Raw genomic sequence first — 17,409 nt, 5'->3', positions numbered from 1 at the left:
ATGTTTCTAAAAAAGTTGTCAATTTAGCTGAGTCTTTTGAAATGAAAATAAAGCATTTCTGACTATAGAAAAAACCGGATGAAGATTCACTCTCTTCATCCGGTTTATTTATTTATTTATTTATTTACTTATAAGAATCAATTTCATAATTCAAATTTAGAGCATAATAACGAACAATATTGAAGTCAAAAGTATGAATATGTATAATATACTCTTCATAAATCAGCATGATTTCCGCTATAGGCGGACGCTTTCCGCGGGGTGAGCGATGAGCCATTACCGCCGCATCCGCGTCGTTTGTAATGGCTCATCTGTCTCACTCATCCCGCTGGAGTCGCCGCCTGTCGCTCCAATCAATAAATTGAGTATTGTTCGTGTTTTAATAATTAAATGCTATTTATGAAATTAACTCATTTATTTATTTACTTTTATGCACAAATGACAACCCTTTTTCTGCAAGAGCAATATGAAGCCGATTCATGCCGTTTTTTCCAATACCGTGGAGCTCCATAATCTGTGCTTCCGTAAACTTTGACAATTGTTCCAAGTTCCCAATCCCTACCGCTGCAAGTGCGCGTTGTCCCGGCTTGGCAAGTATTTTTTGAAAATCATTATTAGTTGTCATAACGCACTCTCCTCATTTTGAGGTTAACCCATAATATTATATCCAGAATCCACGTATACGATTTCCCCTGTTACGCCTCTAGATAAATTACTTAGTAGTGCAACCGTCATATCTCCAACTTCTTCTGCTGTAACATTGCGTTTTAAAGGAGATGTTTCTTCAATCTTATGCAAAATAGTGTTAAAAGAAGAGATTCCTTTTGCCGCTAATGTACGAACAGCTCCAGCAGAAACAGCATTTACACGAATATTATTTTTCCCAAGGTCTAACGCTAAGTACTTAACAGAAGCCTCTAATGATGCTTTTGCAATACCCATTACGTTGTATCCTTCCAACACGCGCTCCGCTCCTAAATAACTCATTGTAACAATAGAGCCACCTTCAGTCATAAATGGTGCTGCTTCTCTTGCTGCAGCAATAAGTGAGTACGCACTGGTATCTTGAGCAAATGCATAGCCTTCTCTAGAAGTATTAATAAAATCGTTCTTTAAGTCTTCTGCATTTGCAAAGGCAACTGAGTGAACCACTCCGTGAATCGCCCCTACTTCTTTTCCAATAGTTTCAAATGCAGATTTGATACTATCATCACTATTAACGTCGCATTCAACTACTAATCTTGCCTCTAAGTTATTATCAGTTAAAGCTTTTTCAATTTTACTTAAAGAACGTTCTTTACGATAAGTGAAAATGACGTTTGCTCCCACTTCAAACAGTGATTTAGCCACTCCCCATGCAAGGCTACGTTCATTTGCAACACCCATTACGACAATATTTTTATCTTTTAATTGAATTAAATCTTTCATATGAACCTCCAATTTATTCTCGAGATATACTATACCTATTATTAGTACCAGTTACTAATTTAATCATACCATATTTACTTCCTTTTGCACTATCCTCTCTCTTATTTTCGTTTTATTTCCCCTTTTAATTATAGTGTTTTTTTGCTAAATAATTGATTAGACTTTATTCCATTTGCAAAATTAATTGACAAAGGAAACAGTCTACAATATTCTAAGTACTAATTAGAGAAAACGTTTTCGTAAAACGTTTTCCTAACTAAAGGAATAGGTGATACATATATGGGGAAAATAACGATTAAGGATATAGCGAGAGAAGCTGATGTTTCAATTACTACTGTTTCAAGGGTATTCAATAACAAAGCAGAAGGGATGTCAAAAGAAACACGTAAAAAAGTGTTAAAGGTAATGGAAGAGTTAAATTACCAGCCCAATAAATTAGCACGTGGTCTAGTAACAAAGCGTTCCAATATGCTTGGGTTAATCGTCCCTAATATCTCCAATCCTTTTTTCCCAGAGCTTTGCAGAGGTGCTGAAGATGAGGCAAATCAAAGGAACTATAGCCTCATCATTTGTAATTCAGATGATCAATCAAAAAAAGAAGAAAACTATTTACGATTGTTGCAAGAACAACAAGTTGATGGGATTTTACTTTCAAGTATGAACCAGCTATCTCATACTAGCAAAGATCAATTGGACAGCGGAAAGATACCCTATGTATTATTTGACCGTGGTGAGGAAGCAAGTAACAATTCCGGTGTTTTTTTAGACAACGAAAAAGGAGGGTATATTGCTGGAAAGCATTTGACTGACTTAGGCCACACTAAAATTGCATGTATGACGGGACCATTAGATATTTTAAATGCACAACAACGTCTTTCTGGATTTCAACGGGCCTTAACAGAAGCTTCTATAGAACTTCCTAAGTCATATATCTTAGTTGGTGACTTTCAAATGGAGGAAGCTTACCTAATAGCAAAGAAATTTCTACAGCATAACTCCGTGACTGCAATATTTGCCAGCAATGATCTAATGGCATGTGGTATTTATCAGGCTGCTCATGAACTAGGAATCCAAATTCCTGAACAACTGTCCATCGTCGGTTTTGATGATATTCCTTTAGTAACTGCTTTAATCCCAAAGCTAACTACTGTTAGACAAGATACATATGAAATGGGAAGAAAAGCAATCGATATACTCCTAAATGAAATCGAAAACAATTCATCTGAAGGAGTAGTTTTTGAACCTGCTTTAATCGTTAGAGAAAGTACGAAAAAAATAAAATGAGGTGTAATGAAATGACTATCCCTGTAATTATTGATTGTGATCCTGGTATTGATGACGTAATGGCACTAACTCTTGCTTTTGCACATCCAGAGTTAGATATTAAGTTAATCACAACAGAACCAGGAAACCAAACGCAAGAAAAAACGATTTACAATGCGCTCGCTTTTACTAGTTATATGAAAAAAAATATCGAAGTTGCTAGAGGTTTAGATAAGCCATTTTTCCGCAAACTCGAAATTGCAGATGAAGTACACGGTGAGAATGGACTTGGTAATGTTCGCTTTCCTGAGCCTACTCTCCATTTAAGTAATCGAACTGCAGTTGAAGCGATGAAAGAAACACTATTATCTAGTGATGAGCAAATAATTCTCATTGCAACCGGTCCACTTACAAACGTAGGTGCACTTCTATTAGCGCATCCAGAAGTAAAATCGAAAATTAAGTACATTTCCTATATGGGCGGCGCCGCTGTTGGTGGAAATATGACACCAACAGCAGAGTTTAATGTATACGTTGATCCTCATGCAGCAGATGTTGTCTTTCGTTCCGGAATTCCTATAGTAATGAGTGGACTTGATGTCACTCATAAAGCTTACGTTACGATAGAAGAATTAGATGAAATTGAAGCAATAGGATCGGAATTTGCACATAAGGTTGCAACAATGCTACGTTTTTACATCCATACAGCAAAGCAAACAGCTTTCCATACCCCTAACTTTGAAGGTCAGATTCGTTTACATGATTTATGCGCAGTATCTTACGTTTTGACACCTGAGCTATTTGAAGGGGATGACTGCTATGTGGCAGTAGAACTAGAAGGAAGACTTACAGCTGGAACAACTGTCGTGGATTATTCTCAACGTACTGGGCTTCCTCAAAATGTGAAAGTATTACATACGGTTCACAGAGAGAAGTTCCTCGAGCAATTTCTGAACGCCGTTAAAATAATGAGCAAGCAAATCGGGTAAAAAAGTATGGTTAGTCCTCTTTTAATAGCTCAAATGGCAAAATTACTTGATTTCCCGTCTCGTATTTTATCAAAAGGGCAATTAATCCAAGCTTTTTTAACAAGAGGTAATGGAAAGGAGTAAAACAATTCATGATTATAGCAGTCGTAGGAAGCATCAATATGGATCTTGTGTATCGAGTTCCCCATATTGTAAAAGCAGGGGAAACATTACACAGTATAAATCATGAGGTGTTTTTCGGGGGCAAAGGAGCAAATCAAGCAATAACTGCAGGGCAATTAGGTGCAGAGGTTAACTTTATAGGGAATGTAGGAGTAGATGCTTTCGGCGAACAAGTTTTGCAAAACCTACAAAGTAAAGGAGTTAATACTGTTGCTATCAAGAAAGTTGGATTAACTGGACAAGCGATAATTCAAGTAGCAGATTCAGGGGAAAATTCGATTGTACTATTTGCAGGAGCAAATTTTCTTGTGACAACCGAACAGATTCAAGCAGAGAGAGGTAAAATAGAAGCGAGTAATGCTTTACTTTTACAACTGGAGATTCCTATGCCAGCCGTAGAGCTTGCAGCTAATATTGCCTCACAAAAAGGTATACCAATTATATTAAATCCTGCTCCTGCACAAGAAATTAGCGATTCTTTATTAAATAAAGTTTCCATATTAACACCAAATGAAACAGAATTAGAAGTATTAACCAGTCTGAAAACCGAAACCGATGCAGATCTTTACCAAGCATGCTCCTTATTACTACAAAAAGGGGTTGGAGCAGTAGTTGTTACTTTAGGTGAAAAAGGTGCGTATTATATGAATAGGCATGAACATGGCCGTATACAACCAAATCGAGTGGATGTAAAAGATACTACTGGGGCTGGCGATGCATTTAACGGGGCGTTAGCTGTAGGAGTATGTAAGGGACATTCCTTGGAGGAGAGTATCCTATATGCATCCGAAGTAGCTGCATTTGTTGTTACTCAAATGGGTGCACAACCTGCCTTGCCATTAACCTTTTAATATAAGAATCCCTTAGCAAGTTTCTATATTGCTAAGGGATTCCACTTTTATCGTTGCTATTTTATTTATTTTCTTTATCTTCTGCTTTAAATTCTTCCGTTACACCTTCCACAATATCCTTAGTTGACTTTTTAAATTCTCTTAAAGTTTCACCGGCAGCTTTACCTAACTGAGGTAGTTTCGCAGGACCAAAGACAATTAAAGCGATAACTAAAATAACTACTAAACCTGGCACTCCGATGTTTGACAGGATAATTCCTCCATATACCTATTTTTATTATAATCCGATGGCAATATGCAATAGTTGAGTTGATAGCATTTGTAATATTATTGTCTTCCTTCATTACAAATTATACATATTCATTGCAATTTTTAACCAAATCTCATTGATTTTTCAATAAAAACGAAATGGGCTGAAAAATTATGCTCACAGTTCTGTAGTTTTTTTATTTTCTATTTTCATTTAATATTTCTTAATTGAATTGGCCACATGGATTGCTTCTAAACTTTTACCTTTTAAGTATTTAAGTGAACCAGCACCACCAATATAAAAATCTATCTCGCTGTTTTCCGACGCAAACTGGTCCAACCTTATTAATAAATTTGGGTCCGCTTCAAAAGGTAAAGTGGTAGAAGCTGACAATAATACAATTTTAGGTTGCATCTTTTTCACCAAAGCTTCAATGGAACCAGGAGCAGGAGAAGCTCCTACTAGAATTCCTTTCCATCCCCTCATCATAAACTGTAGTAATAAAATATGGATAGGTATTTCATGATGTTCACCTGGGAGACAGGCTCCCATAATTAAATGTGCCTCTTCCCTATATTGATAATTACGACGAATTTGCACTAAAAAATCCCTTACTACTTGACTAGAGACAGATTCTTGGTACTCGTCCCATTCTCCTTTTTCCCATCGTTTTCCTACCTCATGTAAAAATGGTATTACCACTGCTGATAAAAACTTATCCAACCCAAAATGATGATACCCTTGTTGTAAAATAAGATTCAGTTCTATTTCCTCACAATAGGCGCCTTTTTCAAGCAACTGGAATACAAAGTCATTGAACTCTTCAAATGGTTCATGTGAAACTGCTTTATCCTGATTTTCTAATGTTTCTTTTTCTTCTTTCACGAGAGCAACTGCTTGTTTAAACGAGTATCCCCGTTCAGATAATGCTTTAATTGGCCCCTCTGGTTCAGGTAAAAGTACTTTTCTAACTATCGCAGGAGGACTGCAAAACCCATCCAACGGAGAAATTATTATTAATGCACAAAACCTATCCGAATTAAATGAGAAAAAACGCTCTAAAATTAGATTGAAAGAAATTGGCTTCATATTGCAAGCTTCCAACTTAATCCCATTTCTAACTGTAGATAAACATATGAGGTTATTAGACAATGTCAAAAAAGATAATATGAATAAAAAAGAATTAGAAAGGTTGTACGGAGACCTAGGAATAAGTGACTTACGCAATAAATATCCTGCGGATCTTTCAGGTGGGGAACGTCAACGTGTAGCAATTGCAAAAGCTTTGTATAGTAAGCCATCCATTATCCTTGCAGATGAACCGACTGCATCCTTAGACTCAGAGCGTGCATATGAAGTAATGGAACTTCTAAAAAAAGAAACGAAAAATAATAATACAACTACCATTGTAGTAACGCACGATATACGTCTAATCGATTATTGTGACAATGTGTATAAAATGACCGATGGTGTCCTAAGATTAGAAGACATTCAAAATACGAAAGAGATGAAGTCATTTTAATATGAAAAAAATTATCGTTTGGTTTAGAAAGGACCTTCGTTTACATGATCACCCTGCACTATGGGAAGCTTCACAACAAGGAATTATTATCCCTGTCTTCATTTGGTCAAAAGAAGAAGAAAAAGAATATCAAGCGAGTGATTCCTCTTTATGGTGGCTCCATCACTCGCTAATTTCCTTTCAAAAGCGGTTTCCTCTCATAATTCGTGTAGGAAATACTTTAGATATAATACAAAGTCTAATATATGAAACCATGGCAGATGCTGTTTTTTTTAATGAACGATATGAGCCTTCTGTAGTGAGAAGAGATCAAGAAATTGTAACTAAATTGAAAGACCAAAATATTCATGTCCGCACATTTAACGGACATCTACTATACTCTCCTAAGGAAATGCTCAATCAAAATCAGGAACCATATAAAGTATTCACATCCTTTTGGAAAAAAAGTTTGCAAGTAAGTGCTCATCTACCCGCTCCCACTCCTTATGATTTTGAAATTTATAATCATTCCTTAAAAACAGTAAAAGTAGAAGAACTAAGTCTGCTTAATACTATGCCTCGATATAATAAATTGACATCATATTGGAAACCAGGCGAACTGACAGCTATTAAAATGTGGGAGCAATTTATTAGCGGAGATATATCTAACTACGATCAAATGAAAGACTTTCCTATTAAAATGGTTACCTCTACAATGTCCCCCTATTTAGCGTGTGGGGATATTAGTATTCGTTCTATCTTTCATGCATTAGAGAATTACGATATTCCAGGCATTCACACTTTTAGAAAACAGCTCATATGGCGAGAGTTCTCCTATCATCAACTCATACATTTTACATCATTTGCTAACAAACCTCTCCGTTCTATTTTTGAACGATTTCCTTGGCAAAATGATTGCGAATCTTTTGAACGGTGGACAAAAGGGCTTACTGGTTATCCTCTTGTAGACGCTGGGATGAGAGAACTTTGGGAAACTGGTTATATGCATAACCGAGTTCGTATGGTGGCAGCCTCTTTTCTGTGCAAACATTTGTTAATTGACTGGAGAAAAGGATATGAGTGGTTTCAAAAAGCACTCGTTGATTTTGATGTAGCGAATAATGCGATGGGGTGGCAGTGGGTATCGGGCTCTGGAATTGATTCTGCTCCATACTTTCGTATATTTAATCCTATTACTCAAAGTGAAAAATTTGACTCCAATGGAGGATATATTCGACATTGGGTTCCTGAACTGTCTAATTTTCCAGCACCTTATATTCATCGACCGTGGGAAGCACCTGATAGCCTGTTAGAGAAATTGGATATACGTTTAGGGATAAAGTACCCACTACCAATAGTTGAACACGCGCGGGCTAGACTTCGTGCATTGGAAGCATACGATACGATCAAAGGAAACAAATAAGAAAAATAGTAAACAATCTTTAATCCTTCACATTTCCTAAGTGTTTCGTACTAAACCTCCACTACACTATTATCGCCTTATTTTGAGGAGTTGGGAGTGATTGAATCACTTGCAACTCCTCTTTCTTTCGATTATCTTGAGGCATATGTTTGTCCGTCGCTCTCTGAGAAGGAGTATGGCATGAGAATCGAACAATATGATACCTTGTTTTTATAATGATATAAGGAGAATATAAAGTGATTGCAAACATAAAAGCACATGCAAAAAAGATAAAACAAGACGTTTTTGTATTAGTTGAGGCATATAAACATCCAATGTTACCTCTTTATATAAAACTACTTTCTATATTAGTTGTTGCATATGCATTCAGTCCAATTGACTTAATTCCTGATTTCATTCCTGTTCTTGGTTATTTAGATGATGTTATTCTTATTCCTCTAGCTATTACAATTATTTTAAAACTGATACCTGACCATATACTGTTAGAGTGTCGTTTATTAGCGGAAGAATCGGAGAAATTGAAAAAGAATAATTGGATAGCCGGCACTATTATTATTTCCATCTGGATTATATGCATTTATTGGGGTTATATACTATTCACAAAATAGTCATAATATCTAATATATTGCATCTGTTATTTTTCACAATATTAGTTTAACTTGTGATAGAATAAATGATAAATTTATTTTGCTAGCGAGGAGTGCTTTTAATTGATTATCGAACCATCTAGAAAAATGTCTATATTTGAACCTGCTATTTTCGGTGATTTAAAAGCAGCTGCCGCAGCTAAAAAAGCAGCCGGTTTTGAACTATATGATTTAAGCTTAGGTAGCCCTGACCTACCACCCGATGAAAAAGCAAGAAAAGTTTTATCGGAACAAAGCTACTCAGCAACAACATATGGCTATACACTAAGCGGCACGAAACGTTTTTACGAAGCAGTGGCAGATTATTATAAACGACGTACTAACGTTATCCTTGATCCTCAAACCGAGATTTTACAGACCATGGGATCCCAAGAAGGTCTTGTCCATCTACCTATTGCATTTTGTAATGAAGGAGATTACGTGTTAACGACCAATCCAGGATATGTTGCATATGATGCTGGTATTAAGCTAGCTGGAGCAGTTCCATATTATATGAATCTATTAGAAGAAAATAACTTTTTACCTGATTTAGATTCGATACCCGCTGAAGTAGCTTATAAATCGAAACTAATGATATTAAACTTACCTGGAAACCCTGTTCCAGCAATGCCAGACTCCGCTTTTTTTGAAAAGGTGGTTGCATTCGCAAATAAATATAATGTCATTATTCTACATGATGCAGCTTATTCCGAATTCTACTTTTCTGGCAATGCTCCTTGTACCTTCCTATCTACACCTGGAGCCATGGAGGTTGGAATGGAGATTAACTCTTTATCAAAAAGTTTTAGTCTTGCAGGTACTCGCATTGCATATATAGTTGGAAATGCAAAAATGATTGATATTATGAAGCAACTAAAATCAAATTTGGATTTTGGTATTTTCGGACCTATCCAAGAAGCAGGGATAACTGCACTAAATAATGCGGAAGAAATCACAGAGCGTTTACGTAAAATATTTGCAGAGCGCCATAAAGTATTATCCGAAGGTTTGGAAAGTATTGGTTGGACAGTAACTCCTTCTAACGGTGGTATGTTTGTTTGGGCAAAGTACCCATATGACATGACAGATAAAGATTTTGTCTTTGAAGCAATTGATCAAACAGGTGTCGTCATGGTCCCTGGAACAGTGTTCGGTTCGGCAGGTGCTGGCTTTGTTCGTGTAGCCCTTGTACAAGACGTGGAGATATTGAAAAAAGCTATTGAGCAGTTGAAAAAACTAAAGATTGAAGTTCCATCCCACATCTAATTTGGATGCTTATAAACATAATACAAAAGAAAAAGATCAAGGAAAGCTGTATCGTTTATAACGACCGGCTTTCACTTGATCTTTTCTCATTTCCCTGAGGATGTACGAGGGCAAACCTCTCCCACCTACGACTTTTCCATCTGAAATACATGATTATAGCACGGGTCCATTCGTCGGTGGCAATTGCCAGCCAAATACCAGGTAGTCCTAAGTCCAATTTAAAAACCAGAAAATAACCTAAAGGTAGACTCATCATAACCATCGACAAAGCACCTATCACTACGGGGAAGCTAGCATCTCCTGCAGCACGCAATGAATTAATAATAACAATATTCATAGTCCTTCCCGTTTCAAGAAGTATACTTAAGACTAATACAGATGCTCCAATTTTTATAATTTGTTCATTATCTGTAAACAAACTCATTAACCCATTTCGGAACATCATAACTATCGTTACCATCAACAACGTGAAGAGAAGTGCCCATTTCAAACTGAACCAAACAGATTTATATGCCTCATCTTTCTCACCGGCCCCTACAAACCTGCCAACAATGATTGCAGTGCCCATTCCTATCGCTATTGCAAATAAATACGTGAACATTGAGATATTTACTGCATATTGCCTTGCAGCCAATGACTCTGCTCCTAGATAAGTTACATAGTATAGGAATACAATTTGACAGCCTTGATACAAAATTTGTTCAAATGCAGATGGCAATCCAATTTTTAAGATCTTTCGAATGTACTCATTTGACACCCTGAAATAATAATGTACTTTTACACGATACTCCATCACTTGATAAAGCAACCAGAAGAAAATGACGAGTGCGACAGCTCTGCTAACAACTGAAGAAATCGCAGCTCCTTGAACCCCTAATTCTGGGAAACCAAATTTTCCAAAAATCAACACGTAATTTCCGAAAACATGAATAATATTCATGCCTAACGAAACAAACATCGTCTGCTTTGTATAGCCATGAACACGAATAATAGCCGCTAAAGCGTTAATGACGGCTTGCAGGAAAATCGCTCCGCCTACAATCGACAAGTATTTATAAGCATAGACTAATACATCGGCCTGTAAATTCATAGCGGTCATCATACTTTTAGAAAATAATATAAAGCCAATACTTAGTACAATTCCAACTCCTAAATTTAACGTCACTGCTAACCCGGAAATTTTTGAAGCTTCTACATATCGCTTTGAACCTAAATACTGCGAAACGACAATCGCAGCTCCATTTCCGACTACTTCTAATATTAATATTGCTATATGAATGTATTGGTTTGCTGCCCCCACACCTGATACTGCATCATCAGACAATGCACTGAGCATAAACGTATCTGCTATCCCCATTAACATAAACAAAAATACTTCTAGAAAAATTGGCCAGGTTAAGTGAAATAAACTAAGCTTCCCACCTAAATCCTTCTTCTTTTTAATCGCCATCTATATTCCCTCTTCGCCAATTGGATTTCAATAAAATGAATCTTACCATATAAAAACAGCGTGAACAAACTCGCTCACACTGCCATATTTGATAATATACTTTAAATTAGTAATAACCCAAAACGTATTTACTAAGAGAAAATATTTTGTCTAATAATATTTTATGCATTCTTAATCTCTAGTCTTCGGGCAATTAATGACAAAGCATAATTGACGATGAAATACATTAAAGCGATTAATAAGAAAATCGGAATTACATATTTTGTTTCCTGCGCTTGAATAATTTTTGCATTATGGAGCAGTTCAGGAAGGGCTATCACAACCGCTAAAGAAGTATCTTTAAGCAGTGAAATAAATTGACTAACAAGATTTGGCACCATTCTTCGAAGCGCTTGCGGTAAAATGATAAACCTTAACGCCTGAACGTAGGAAAGACCAGAAGAACGAGCTGCTTCCATTTGTCCTTTTTCAATGGAATTTAATCCACCACGAACAATTTCTGCAAGCATAGCTGATTCAAAAACAGTTAGTGCCACAATAGCGGAAATAGTAATACTTAGGTTAATACCTATCTCTGGAAGCGCAAAATAAGTAAACAATATAATTAGCAAAAGTGGCAAGTTACGTATTGTTTCGACAATAGCAGCCAGTATTTTTGATAGAATAGGAATTTTTGCAAATCGTAAAGTTCCAACTAATCCACCTAGGATAAAGCTAAGGATAATTGAAATCAGTGCAACTTTTAGTGTGATATAAAAACCTTCCAAAAGAAACATTAAATTATGTGGTGAATATGCACCTAAAAAGTCCATTATGACACCTCCTTAGTGACTATTTGCAAGACGTTTCTCAAGGTATCCAACACCCAAACTCAATGGAACAGTGAGCACTAAATAGAATAATGCAACAAATATGTAAACATCAAATACAACATATGTTTTAGCAGAAATGAGATCTGCTTGATACATAAGATCAGTACCAGCTATAAGCGCTAGAATAGAAGAATTTTTAACTAAATTAATAAATTGGTTGCCAATTGGAGGGATTACAATTTTAATTGCTTGGGGCAATATGATTAATCTCATTGTTTGAATATACGTTAAACCCGAAGACCTTGCAGCTTCCATTTGTCCTTTTGACACAGATAAAATACCTGAGCGTATTGCTTCTGCAATGAAAGCTGAAGTATAGATGGAAAGCGCTATCGCACCTGCTTCAAGTCCAGAAAATTTTATACCGAGAGCCGGAGTTCCAATATAGAAGAAAAAAGCTATGATAACTAGTGGAATGTTACGGAAAAATTCTACATATACAGTTCCAAACCAGCGCAAAGGTGCAATTGTTGTAATTCTCATAACAGCAACAACTGCTCCAATAATAAAACTTGCAATTAATGCAATTAGACTTGCAATAATCGTAATTTTCAAGCCTGCCCAATACATGTCGAAATGATTAACTAAAATAGAAAAATCCAACATTTGTTTCACCCCACTTAACTTAATCAGGATGGGCAATCACTGCCCACCCTGAATTAAGAAAATTTAAAGCAAGTTTATTTTATTTATCAAACCATTTGTTGTAAATCTTATCAAATTCTCCATTTGATTTTAATGTCTCAAGAGCTTTGTTAAGTGCATCTAAAAATTCTGTATTTCCTTTTTTAACTGCAATTCCGTAAGGTTCATCTGTAAATGTTCCGCCAACTAATTCAAAAGAGTCATCCTCTGAAGCCATCCCTAAAAGAATGGAGTTGTCTGTTGTTAATGTATCTCCCTTTCCAGCTTTGAGAGCTGTGAAGGCTTCTGCGTAGTTTTCAAACTCTAATACTTGTGCATCTGGTGCTGCTTTGCGGATATTATCCGTAGAAGTGGAACCTTTCACAGCAAGCACGGTTGTATCCTTCGTTAAATCATCAATACTTTTAATCGCGCTTCCTTTTTTCACTAGTAAAGATTGACCTGCTTCAAAATAAACGTCTGTGAAATCTACTTCTTTTCTACGTTCTTCTGTAATGGTCATTGTCGCAATTATGGCGTCAATATCACCTTTGTTCAAAAGTGGAATTCTTGTTTTTGATGTAACTTCTACAAATTCAATTTTATTTTCATCACCAAGAATTTCTTTTGCTAATTGTTTTGCAATGTCAATATCAAATCCTTCTACTTCACCCGTAGATGGGTTCTTCAAACCAAATAACTTAGTATCGAATTTTACTCCAAAAGTAATCTTGCCCTTATCTTTAATTGCTGCTAAACCGCTATCTTCTGTTGACTTCTCAGAACCTTTTCCTTCATCATTTGAATTACAAGCCACTAAAAACAAAATCGACATTAGTGATAATACTACTAAACTAAAAAAAATTTTTGCCTTAAACATTTATACATCCCCTTTTTATTTAATGATTTAAAATACGGCTGAGAAACACTTTCGCCCGTTCTTCTTTTGGGTTTCCGAAAAACTCTACCGGCATTTCTTCTTCTAAAATTTTTCCTTGATCCATAAATACAATTCGATCTCCAACTTCTTTTGCAAATCCCATTTCGTGTGTAACGACAACCATTGTCATTCCCTCTTTTGCGAGCGCTTTCATTACATCCAATACTTCCCCTACCATTTCCGGATCAAGTGCAGAAGTAGGTTCATCAAAAAGCATAATATCGGGTTTCATAGCAAGCCCTCTTGCAATGGCAACACGTTGTTGTTGTCCACCAGATAGTTGAGAAGGAAAAGAGGATGCTTTGTCAGGTATGCCTACCTTTTCTAAGTAATACATTGCCGTCTTTTTTGCTTCCTCTGCTGACTGCTTTAACACATTTATTGGTGCAAGAGTAATATTTTCAAGAACCGTTTTATGAGGATATAAGTTGAAATGTTGAAATACCATCCCAATATTACGTCGCAGTTTATTAATATCTGTTTTCTTGTCATTGACTGGTGTATTATTCACAGCAAGAGTACCATTCGAAATTGTTTCAAGTCCGTTGATACATCTGAGCAATGTACTTTTTCCTGATCCAGATGGACCAATTACAACTACAACCTCACCATTTTGTATCGTGAGATTAATATCTTTTAAAACTTGAAACTCTCCGTAATATTTATTTACTTGTTCAAAAAAAATCATGCAATTCTCCTTTCTACCTAAGTAAAACCCTAAAACCACAAATTCTCGTTTTTCAATTTTTCTGAATACTTATATAAATAAAATTATATATATGTTTTCCAGGAAAGTCCACCCTTTATTGTTAGTCGACCAATTATTTTGTAAAAAAATGATAGAATAGTATTATAACTTACTATCTGTTCTAATTTTTCTCGGCATCACGGCAAAAAACCTTAGTGTAAACACTAAAGTTAAGCTTTTATCCGGGTAGTACCATTCCCTCGGGGGATTTATCGAATACTTTTTAATACGATATTTAGGGATTTAAACATGACTTTAATACCTTTTCTTCCATACCCAAAGTGATTTAAAGCTCCAATAAAGTAAATATCCATTTCAGGATGGTAAAACATAAATGTACCAGTTGAACCGAAATTACCAAAAACACGATACTTTTTGGGCATAATAAGGGGAATAATTTTAAAAGAAGCGAGTCCATATCCGTAGTCAATCCCTAAAAAATTGAGAGAAGAGAATTTTGACCAATTTTTCATTCTTTCAAAACTTTCATTTTTTACTAAATCTCCATGCATAAACTTGCGCATAAATATTAATAAGTCTTCTAAAGTAGAAACTATACCGCCACCTGCATAAGATGCGATTGTTAAACTAGCAAAGTCAGTCACATTCTGATGTCTTCCGAACAAGTGAGCGATGGGCAATTCATTTTTCTCTGCCTCTGGAAAACGAAACAAATAGGAGTGATTCATTTGAAGAGGCTCAAAAATATAATGTTGAAAAGCTTCATGTAGTGGCATAGAAGTAATTTTTTCTATTATTAACCCAAGTAAATGATAGCCTGTATCCGAATAATGAAACCTTTTTCCTGGAGGAAAATGAGAGTGTAGGTTTTCTTTTGACCACAATATAACTTCTCTAGGTGTCCAAACTCGAGTCGGATTATCAAATAGTTCATCTAGTAATGACTTTCCCGCTTTAGGTTTGTCTTCGAAATGGTCCTGTAAACCCGAAGTATGATTAAGGAGTTGTTTAATTTTAATTTCTTGAGTATAGTCTTTACCTTTATATAAATGTAAATTCGATAAAAGATCGTCCTCTATATATTCACTAATTAAATCATCATAAGCGACTTTACTATCTTCTACCAAAAGGGCAATAAGAGTAGATGTAAATAACTTACTAATACTTGCAATAAAAAAAGGCTGTTGGACTTGAGCAGACATCATACCAGTCTCACCTTCTGCAATTTTTAGATGAATTTTGTGAATGTCAGAATGGACAAGCAAGTATGCATTATGTATATTTTGGTCTTTTTTAATAGTACGCCTAAACATCTCGACTATCTTAGTTTCCTCCAAATTCTCACTCATAGTATCCTCCTTTTAAATCATTTACGCTATATTCAACTACTATATCGATAAGTCCTCCTTTATATGCTTAAAAAGTATAAGAATTATAGATAAGTATTTCGGATTTCAAGAAAAAAAACGTTTAATACCAATTCGGTAATCAAACGCCATCTTCTTTTTATAGTTTTTCAGTCAATCCCCAAATGCTCATGGATATATTTTTTTAAACTTTCGTTGGAAAATAACATCTCATTAATTAAAAGACTATCCTTCACATACGATAATTTATTTCTTTCCGTCGCTTCAGACTGGATATGCAAAGTGTTATCCATGTATATTATACCTTCATTTGTAATTCTTTCTTTTCCATCTTCTTGCGAGTTATTAACTAGACCTTCTTTCTCCAGTTCTTCTACATTTTTTGAATAATCATCCTTTAAACTGTTTTTTAGGGCTTCTTCTAATTCCTGCAGGGATGCTGCTGTTTCCTCTAAAAAGTTATAAATATAATAGGCAAGTAATACTTGTTCTTTTAAAGTCAACTTTTCCATTTGTTATCCTCCTCTGTATACCCATTTTTTTTATTATTCCTTTTCTTGCTTACACTTAAACCTAGTATTAAATAGTATAAAAATGGCTCGAATCTATTTTTGATTCGAACCATTTAGCTAATGGGCTTTTATTTTATAATGACTTTTTAAACCAAAAATCGAAGGCATTTTCTAATGGGTATTTTACTCCTAGGTTTTAGCAAGGCTTTTTCAAGGCTCTTCAGAAACAATTAATTTTGTATTAGGTCTTACCAAGGTGTAAACAATTCCACCGAAAATAAGCAAAATACCTACAGATTGTAAAATAGAAGGGCGAAAATCTAAAATCAATGTATCAAGTAAAATAGCAACTACTGGATCAACAAAAACTAAAGCAGATATAACAACTGTTGATAATTTCCGAAGACTATCGAAAAATAAATAATAAACAAACCCTGTATGTATCAAGCCAGTTCCTAATATGTAAAGCCAATTAGACATGCTTAATCCATGAAACACTTCAAAGTTCATAAATGGAAAGAGCATTAAAATACCAATTGTTGTCTGCACAAATGTCATGGCATAAGCACTTAGTCCATTAATCCCTTTACCGAGTAGCATTGTCATGGCATAACACAAAGCTGACAACAAAGCCCATACAAAACCTGAGCCGAAAAATTCTGTGAGTGAGGTGAAGTTTTGAATTCCGATAATAAATATACTTCCTAGAAAGCACACTACAATTGCAAGTAATGATTTCACAGTCATTTTATCTTTTAAAAACAAACTTCCTAATATTAATACAAAAATAGGTGCTAAATTATAAATAGAAATGGCTACTGTTATCGACATTTCTTCAAAAGCTTTAAATAAAAACACCCAATTTAACACTAAAAAAACTCCACATATCATCGTTTGTATAACTTCTCGTTTTCGCCAAACCTCTACTTTATGTTGCCCCGAGATCAACCAACAAAAGCCCAAAAAAAGCGTAGCACAAATACAACGTACAAAAACTAACTCTACAGCTGGAATTCCTGTCTTTCCTGTAAAAAAACCAATAGAACCGAAAATAGCCATCGATAAAGTCATTTTTAGCATGGCTGTACTATTCATACTATTAAACCTCTTTTCTTTGACAAAAAATTCTTAACACCTAAATTTAACCATATCACTCTAGTTTATATATTTGCAATA

Annotated in this window: 17 protein-coding genes and 1 pseudogene; 7 read left to right on the top strand and 11 right to left on the bottom strand. The window is 35.3% G+C overall.

Going from position 1 to position 17,409, the window contains the following annotated elements; all coding sequences use genetic code 11:
• Window positions 1–418: 418 nt before the first annotated feature.
• Complete coding sequence (locus ACTSKG_RS14575) at window positions 419–625, bottom strand: helix-hairpin-helix domain-containing protein (protein WP_464755287.1); 207 nt, start codon at window positions 623–625, stop codon at window positions 419–421.
• 23 nt (window positions 626–648) lie between these two features.
• Complete coding sequence (gene fabI / locus ACTSKG_RS14570) at window positions 649–1,428, bottom strand: enoyl-ACP reductase FabI (protein ID WP_464755286.1); 780 nt, start codon at window positions 1,426–1,428, stop codon at window positions 649–651.
• 279 nt (window positions 1,429–1,707) lie between these two features.
• On the opposite strand from fabI, the gene ACTSKG_RS14565 reads away from it, so the two are divergent.
• The 3 genes from ACTSKG_RS14565 (at window position 1,708) to rbsK (ending at window position 4,693) form a co-directional block, all read left to right on the top strand.
• Window positions 1,708–2,712: a LacI family DNA-binding transcriptional regulator gene (locus tag ACTSKG_RS14565; RefSeq protein WP_464755285.1), complete on the top strand. Its 1,005-nt coding sequence runs from the start codon at window positions 1,708–1,710 to the stop codon at window positions 2,710–2,712.
• An 11-nt stretch (window positions 2,713–2,723) separates the two neighbouring features.
• Window positions 2,724–3,680, top strand: a complete 957-nt coding sequence (locus tag ACTSKG_RS14560) for a nucleoside hydrolase (RefSeq protein WP_464755284.1) — start codon at window positions 2,724–2,726, stop codon at window positions 3,678–3,680.
• Between the two features lie 131 nt (window positions 3,681–3,811).
• Entirely contained in the window at window positions 3,812–4,693 is an 882-nt protein-coding gene (gene rbsK, locus ACTSKG_RS14555; protein WP_464755283.1) for a ribokinase, read from the top strand.
• A gap of 61 nt (window positions 4,694–4,754) precedes the next feature.
• Here the strand turns inward: rbsK and ACTSKG_RS14550 are convergent, their stop codons facing one another.
• Window positions 4,755–4,946: a twin-arginine translocase TatA/TatE family subunit gene (locus ACTSKG_RS14550; RefSeq protein WP_464758043.1), complete on the bottom strand. Its 192-nt coding sequence runs from the start codon at window positions 4,944–4,946 to the stop codon at window positions 4,755–4,757.
• Between the two features lie 925 nt (window positions 4,947–5,871).
• Between ACTSKG_RS14550 and ACTSKG_RS14545 the strand changes: the two are divergent.
• From ACTSKG_RS14545 to ACTSKG_RS14530, 4 genes and pseudogenes are all read left to right on the top strand, one after another.
• Window positions 5,872–6,465 (top strand): annotated as a pseudogene (locus ACTSKG_RS14545) (ABC transporter ATP-binding protein); the annotation flags it as partial.
• Window position 6,466: 1 nt separating this feature from the next.
• Entirely contained in the window at window positions 6,467–7,867 is a 1,401-nt protein-coding gene (locus tag ACTSKG_RS14540) for a cryptochrome/photolyase family protein (RefSeq protein ID WP_464755282.1), read from the top strand.
• A gap of 236 nt (window positions 7,868–8,103) precedes the next feature.
• Complete coding sequence (locus ACTSKG_RS14535) at window positions 8,104–8,475, top strand: YkvA family protein (RefSeq protein WP_464755281.1); 372 nt, start codon at window positions 8,104–8,106, stop codon at window positions 8,473–8,475.
• Window positions 8,476–8,577: 102 nt separating this feature from the next.
• Window positions 8,578–9,759, top strand: a complete 1,182-nt coding sequence (locus ACTSKG_RS14530) for an aminotransferase class I/II-fold pyridoxal phosphate-dependent enzyme (RefSeq protein WP_464755280.1) — start codon at window positions 8,578–8,580, stop codon at window positions 9,757–9,759.
• A gap of 55 nt (window positions 9,760–9,814) precedes the next feature.
• On the opposite strand, the gene ACTSKG_RS14525 is transcribed toward ACTSKG_RS14530, so the two are convergent.
• From ACTSKG_RS14525 to ACTSKG_RS14490, 8 genes are all read right to left on the bottom strand, one after another.
• A complete protein-coding gene (locus ACTSKG_RS14525; RefSeq protein WP_464755279.1) occupies window positions 9,815–11,209 on the bottom strand; it encodes an MATE family efflux transporter in 1,395 nt (464 codons plus the stop codon).
• Between the two features lie 161 nt (window positions 11,210–11,370).
• On the bottom strand, window positions 11,371–12,021 hold the full coding sequence (locus ACTSKG_RS14520) for an amino acid ABC transporter permease (RefSeq protein ID WP_464755278.1): 651 nt from the start codon (window positions 12,019–12,021) through the stop codon (window positions 11,371–11,373).
• Window positions 12,022–12,033: 12 nt separating this feature from the next.
• Window positions 12,034–12,687 (bottom strand): amino acid ABC transporter permease, encoded by a 654-nt coding sequence (locus tag ACTSKG_RS14515; RefSeq protein WP_464755277.1) that lies wholly within the window; start codon window positions 12,685–12,687, stop codon window positions 12,034–12,036.
• A 79-nt stretch (window positions 12,688–12,766) separates the two neighbouring features.
• Complete coding sequence (locus tag ACTSKG_RS14510) at window positions 12,767–13,585, bottom strand: transporter substrate-binding domain-containing protein (RefSeq protein ID WP_464755276.1); 819 nt, start codon at window positions 13,583–13,585, stop codon at window positions 12,767–12,769.
• Between the two features lie 19 nt (window positions 13,586–13,604).
• Window positions 13,605–14,333, bottom strand: a complete 729-nt coding sequence (locus ACTSKG_RS14505) for an amino acid ABC transporter ATP-binding protein (RefSeq protein ID WP_464755275.1) — start codon at window positions 14,331–14,333, stop codon at window positions 13,605–13,607.
• 269 nt (window positions 14,334–14,602) lie between these two features.
• A complete protein-coding gene (locus tag ACTSKG_RS14500) occupies window positions 14,603–15,703 on the bottom strand; it encodes a serine hydrolase domain-containing protein (protein ID WP_464755274.1) in 1,101 nt (366 codons plus the stop codon).
• Window positions 15,704–15,870: 167 nt separating this feature from the next.
• Window positions 15,871–16,233: a hypothetical protein gene (locus tag ACTSKG_RS14495; RefSeq protein WP_464755273.1), complete on the bottom strand. Its 363-nt coding sequence runs from the start codon at window positions 16,231–16,233 to the stop codon at window positions 15,871–15,873.
• Between the two features lie 210 nt (window positions 16,234–16,443).
• Window positions 16,444–17,328, bottom strand: a complete 885-nt coding sequence (locus ACTSKG_RS14490) for a DMT family transporter (RefSeq protein ID WP_464755272.1) — start codon at window positions 17,326–17,328, stop codon at window positions 16,444–16,446.
• Between the last annotated feature and the right edge of the window lie 81 nt (window positions 17,329–17,409).

Source organism: Psychrobacillus syltrankelensis (genome assembly GCF_055454035.1).
The sequence above is the reverse complement of the archived record's forward strand: the minus strand, read 5'-3'. Positions and strand labels throughout refer to the sequence as shown.

Excerpts from the sequence above, each read along its gene's own strand:
- ACTSKG_RS14575 (WP_464755287.1), bottom strand. The coding sequence starts at position 625 with ATGACAACTAATAATGATTTTCAAAAAATACTTGCCAAGCCGGGACAA.
- fabI (WP_464755286.1), bottom strand. The coding sequence starts at position 1,428 with ATGAAAGATTTAATTCAATTAAAAGATAAAAATATTGTCGTAATGGGT.
- ACTSKG_RS14565 (WP_464755285.1), top strand. The coding sequence starts at position 1,708 with ATGGGGAAAATAACGATTAAGGATATAGCGAGAGAAGCTGATGTTTCA.
- ACTSKG_RS14560 (WP_464755284.1), top strand. The coding sequence starts at position 2,724 with ATGACTATCCCTGTAATTATTGATTGTGATCCTGGTATTGATGACGTA.
- rbsK (WP_464755283.1), top strand. The coding sequence starts at position 3,812 with ATGATTATAGCAGTCGTAGGAAGCATCAATATGGATCTTGTGTATCGA.
- ACTSKG_RS14540 (WP_464755282.1), top strand. The coding sequence starts at position 6,467 with ATGAAAAAAATTATCGTTTGGTTTAGAAAGGACCTTCGTTTACATGAT.
- ACTSKG_RS14525 (WP_464755279.1), bottom strand. The coding sequence starts at position 11,209 with ATGGCGATTAAAAAGAAGAAGGATTTAGGTGGGAAGCTTAGTTTATTT.
- ACTSKG_RS14520 (WP_464755278.1), bottom strand. The coding sequence starts at position 12,021 with ATGGACTTTTTAGGTGCATATTCACCACATAATTTAATGTTTCTTTTG.
- ACTSKG_RS14515 (WP_464755277.1), bottom strand. The coding sequence starts at position 12,687 with ATGTTGGATTTTTCTATTTTAGTTAATCATTTCGACATGTATTGGGCA.
- ACTSKG_RS14510 (WP_464755276.1), bottom strand. The coding sequence starts at position 13,585 with ATGTTTAAGGCAAAAATTTTTTTTAGTTTAGTAGTATTATCACTAATG.
- ACTSKG_RS14505 (WP_464755275.1), bottom strand. The coding sequence starts at position 14,333 with ATGATTTTTTTTGAACAAGTAAATAAATATTACGGAGAGTTTCAAGTT.
- ACTSKG_RS14500 (WP_464755274.1), bottom strand. The coding sequence starts at position 15,703 with ATGAGTGAGAATTTGGAGGAAACTAAGATAGTCGAGATGTTTAGGCGT.
- ACTSKG_RS14495 (WP_464755273.1), bottom strand. The coding sequence starts at position 16,233 with ATGGAAAAGTTGACTTTAAAAGAACAAGTATTACTTGCCTATTATATT.
- ACTSKG_RS14490 (WP_464755272.1), bottom strand. The coding sequence starts at position 17,328 with ATGAATAGTACAGCCATGCTAAAAATGACTTTATCGATGGCTATTTTC.